This is a genomic window from Snodgrassella gandavensis, from assembly GCF_914768025.1.
Taxonomy (GTDB): domain Bacteria; phylum Pseudomonadota; class Gammaproteobacteria; order Burkholderiales; family Neisseriaceae; genus Snodgrassella; species Snodgrassella gandavensis.
The window spans coordinates 1-4,747 of sequence record NZ_CAJZCE010000025.1; the positions used below are offsets into that span (position 1 = coordinate 1).

Here is a 4,747-nt window from a genome sequence, read left to right on the forward strand (position 1 = left end):
CGGCAAAGACAGCACCATCCCCGGCAACCCCAGCTATAACCCGACCCTGCCGCAATACGAAAGCGGCAGCGACCATAGCACCACCCATGCCACCATCAGCCCGGGGCAGATCACCATCAACGGCAAACAGACCAGCGTAGAAGAACTGGGCATCCACAGCGACATCGACAGCGCCCACAGCAAAGTCAGCCAACTGCCCGATCTGCAACAGATCATGGACAAACAACAGGCCGTAGCTGATGCCACCGCCACCATCGCCAACAGCGTGCGCACCCTTAGCGCCGACATGGCCAGAAAAGCCAACCAAGAGCGCCAACAGGCACGAGAAAAAGCCGAGCAGGAACTACAAACCAACAACCCTGAGCTGTGGCAGGATTACAACCAGCTAAGCGAAGACAAAAAACAACTGGTACTCAGAGAAACCAGCAAAGACTACCGTGCAGCAGACGAGCAGGCACAATCATGGGGTATCGGCGGCGGCAAGAGCCGTGCCCTGAATGCCGTCACCAGTGCCGTCACCGGCATCCTTGGCGGCCAGACCAACCTGCAAGCAGCCACCAACGCCCTCGCTCCGTATGCCGCAGAGCTTATCGGCAAACAATTCGGCCATGGCGACAACCAGAATCAGGCCGCCCAACTGGTAGCACATGCCCTACTGGGCGCCATCAGTGCCAGCGTAAACGGCGGTAATGTCGCCGCCGGAGCCGTAGGTGCGAGTGCAGCCGAACTGGCAGCCCAATATCTGATTAAACAACTACCCAAAGATCAGTATCCCGAAGCGATAGACCCGAGAACTGGCGAAATAGACCCGAACCGCTTACCGGAAAGCGTCAAAGCCAGCATCAGAGACCTATCATCAGCAGTGGCCACCGTATCAGGCGGGCTAACGGGTGGTTCACTGATTAATGCACAGATAGCCGGGGTGGCTGGGCAAAATGCGGTGGAGAATAATTACCTTAGTGATGCACAAGCGGCTCAGGAACAGAAAGAGCTGAAGCAGTGCACAAATATAGGGTGCACTGCCAAAGTCAAGACTCAATGGACAGCCATTAGTGCAGCACAGCAAGCCAGCTTTACCGCAGGTATCGTCATCGGCTTGCCAGCAGAAACATATGATGTAGTAAAAGAACTGGTTCACATGACAACAAACCCAGGAGAAACCTATCAGGCTTTGAAAGGACTGTTCACCAGCGGCAACATTCTGGGAAATGTAAGTGATGCGGTAAAAGAATCGTACATAAACAGATTAAATAAGCTGGAAGAAGAATATCAAAGAGCTGGTGCTGGTGGTTCATATAACGCGGGTATAGAGACTGGCAAATTACTACTGGATATGGCTGCTCTGGCAACGGGAGTTGGAGGTGCGGCGAAAGCAGGAATAAAGGTAACCGAAAAAGCGATAACCAAGGTTGCCAATGCGGCTAAGAAGGAGGTAATAGAGGCTGGTAAGGGGGCTGGAAAAGGTGCTAGTATTATAGACAAGGGAAAGATAGGTGTTCCAGTTACTAAAGCTAAGAATCCATTAAATCCTGTTCAACAGTATGATGCATATGGTAATGAAATCGTTTATCGGACTATGTCACAAGAACATTATGAACAATTTTTAAATACAGGAAAGTTGCCTGCAACAACGGAAACTTCTGTATCACCAGTATTAGGATACTCATCAAAATATGACGGGGTAACCATCAAAATAGCGGTTAAACCAGGTACATTCTCTAAACTAGAAGAAATAGGTATTGCCGCAAATTCTGCAACAGTAAAAGAGTTTCCGAACATGTCGACTCAAACAGGAAAATGGATGCAAACGAATACCCGTTTTAAAGTTGAAAAAGGGCAAATGACTACACAGCTTGGACAAGGTAAGGGTATGGAAATTTTTAATAACAATATTGTTCATTTTGAAAAAGTAAAATAAAAGGTAAAAATATGCTATTAAAGTTAGAAAATTCAAAAGTGCCTATGAAGATGGTTTATCTTCTTTCAGAAAAACTGAAAGTAAACCCGGAATATGCATCATTAACTCAAGCTTTGACACTTGATAGTACAAAACCTTATGTTGGTTTGAATGGAACTAATGGTCTCTTTGGTACAAAAGAGTGGTGGGATAGTATTGAGCAAGGAAGAATACCTTTACTTTTTATTTCGGGAGTAATTAAAAGGGCATATGTGGCCGGTCAGGATCCATCAAATTTTAATAATACAGTTGATTTACTGCTTGAAGATGGGGCAATTCAATCTGTTGGTATTTATACCAATAAAAAAGAAGATTCAAAGCTATTTAAAATTGGATATAACGCAAGTATTGTATATGCATTAGATGAACTAAAACCTCAGGCTATGCTAAATTTTGGACAAAAATACAATCAAATTGCTTTAGAAATGGCCGTTTCATTAGAACCTATAGAGTAAGAATCTACTATTAATCAGCAAGCGATACTATTACTAAACCCTAATAATGCAAGTTCAATAATTAACTTGCATTATTAGGCTTTAATCACAATGGCTTCTAGCATAAAAATCAGGTTGCTTAAAGTAGCTATTTTATAATGGGGCATAGGCAGCAACAAGAGCCGTGCCCTGAATGCCGTCACCAGTGCCGTGACCGGCATCCTTGGCGGCCAGACCAACCTGCAAGCGGCTACCAACGCCCTCGCCCCCTATGCCGCAGAACTTATCGGCAAACAATTCGGCCATGGCGACAACCAGAACCAAGCCGCCCAACTGGTAGCACATGCCCTACTGGGCGCCATCAGTGCCAGCGTAAACGGCGGTAATGCCGCCGCCGGAGCAGTAGGTGCGAGCGCAGCCGAATTAGCTGCCCAATACCTGATTAAACAACTACCCAAAGATCAATACCCCGAAGCCATAGACCCGAGAACCGGCGAGATAGACCCGAACCGCTTACCGGAGAGTGTGAAAGCCAGCATCAGAGACCTATCATCAGCGGTGGCCACCGTATCAGGCGGGCTAACGGGTGGTTCACTGGTTAATGCGCAGATTGCGGGGGTGGTTGGGCAGAATGCGGTGGAGAATAACGCCCTCATCAACAGCAAAGGCGAAAGCAAACTAAATGCCCAAGAAAGAAAAATAAACGAAAAACTAAAAAAAGCCGGCGTACAAAATGCAGATGATTACCAAAGAAAATATGATGCTTGTAAAACTGAAGCATGTAGGCAGCAAGTTAAAAAGGACTACATAGAAGCTACCGAACAGGCATCTAAAATCATACTTGACTTGTATAGAAGCGGACAGTTATCAACTGAAGAATCAATGATATTGTTAACAAGCTATGCAAGCAAGATGATGCAGGGAGCAGGAGAAAGCCAAGATGGATGGAGTACACCCATATTTAATATGGATGCCCAGAAATGGACGCCATCTGGAGTAATAGCTAATCCTGATTTGCAGCAAATAACACTCTCTAATTTAGTGCAAAAGATGAAACAATCTGGCGCATCAGAGCAGCAGATAGCAATGCGGGTATTGCAGTATCAGATTGCAGGTCAGGCTATAGGTTCGTATTCTATGGCAGAGCAAGTAGATGCGCTATACAATTCTGGAGTAAGTTTAAATACCGTAATAAATGCAATTACACTAAGACGAGGCAAGGCATTATCGGCTAAGGAAATACAGTCGATTACAAATAGATACAACAATAACGCCGGAAGTCTTGTAACCGCAAATGGACAGGTAATAAAAAATGATGGGCATCTGAGTACAGCCAGCGAATCGCGTGGGGCGACACAGAGCGGTGGAAAAGGTAAGGTGGAAGGTGCTCATAAGACTGAACAGGTAGCTGGAAAGGGAGCCAGTAATGAAATCAAAAATATCTATAATTCGATTAAAGATTCACCACAGTATCCGCAAAATTTTAAAGCTGTTCAAAATGGAACAACCAGAAATGTTGTTAAAAATCAATCATTATTAGAGCAGCTTAGGGAAATTGAACCAGGAAAATGGACAAAAGTTTATAAAGATGGCTTTGATGCATCAGGAAAGAAGGTATCAATTCATTATTTTCAAAGTCAGAGTGGTAAAGTATTTAATGTGAAAGTTAAGCCTAATTGGAGTAATATAAAATGATGAAAGTTAGTTATACAATTGATAAAAATCAGTCTGACCAATTTATTAGTTTTTTAATTTTGGGTGTTTTATATTCTTTAGAGCATAAGTTAATATCTATAGATGATGCAGAGGGATTCGTATTTATGCCTTCAGTTGCTCAAATTTTATCTAAGGCACAATTATCTAACGAGCTGATTAATATTATTGAATCTGGCTGTGAGCTTGATGATATAGTTGATTTGGTTCCTGAACAGCTGGATAACAGTATTAAAGAATTAATGATAAAAACTATGTCCGTGTTAAAAAATAGCAAGAAAGTTGGCCGATTACTTGATAAAAAAATAGATATCATTATGGATTAATATAATGTTATTTTAAGTGTACTAGCTTAAACTTAATCTGACAGACACTACCTACTCATCGGCATTCGTTCTAACACAATGACTGTCTGATGAGTAAAATAAATTCTCCAGTTGCCTTTCTTTAGCCTGTCCTTTTGTCTCAGCCCAAGTTTGCCAAGGTGTCTTACCATAACCACAACGAACAGACCAGCAGCAAAGGCTGGGGTTCAGCGCAACTGTCTGATACCGAAAAATTCACCGGCTACATGAGCAGCAAAGACCAATACAACAGCAACAACGTCGAACAAATACGCAGCCAGGTAGGCAGCCTCAACGGC

5 protein-coding genes are annotated in these 4,747 nt (G+C 43.7%); all 5 read left to right on the forward strand.

Annotation, left to right across the window (positions count from 1 at the left end; translation table 11 throughout):
- On the forward strand, positions 1 to 1,918 hold a 1,918-nt coding region (locus MJ764_RS11205; protein ID WP_239327087.1), incomplete at its 5' end, for a VENN motif pre-toxin domain-containing protein.
- An 11-nt stretch (positions 1,919 to 1,929) separates the two neighbouring features.
- Positions 1,930 to 2,412 (forward strand): hypothetical protein, encoded by a 483-nt coding sequence (locus tag MJ764_RS11210; RefSeq protein ID WP_239327089.1) that lies wholly within the window; start codon positions 1,930 to 1,932, stop codon positions 2,410 to 2,412.
- 189 nt (positions 2,413 to 2,601) lie between these two features.
- Positions 2,602 to 4,086 (forward strand): VENN motif pre-toxin domain-containing protein, encoded by a 1,485-nt coding sequence (locus MJ764_RS11215; RefSeq protein ID WP_239327091.1) that lies wholly within the window; start codon positions 2,602 to 2,604, stop codon positions 4,084 to 4,086.
- A complete protein-coding gene (locus tag MJ764_RS11220; RefSeq protein ID WP_239327093.1) occupies positions 4,083 to 4,430 on the forward strand; it encodes a DUF3969 family protein in 348 nt (115 codons plus the stop codon). The genes MJ764_RS11215 and MJ764_RS11220 overlap by 4 nt, the downstream gene beginning before the upstream one ends.
- A gap of 134 nt (positions 4,431 to 4,564) precedes the next feature.
- On the forward strand, positions 4,565 to 4,747 hold a 183-nt coding region (locus tag MJ764_RS11225; protein ID WP_239327095.1), incomplete at its 3' end, for a hypothetical protein.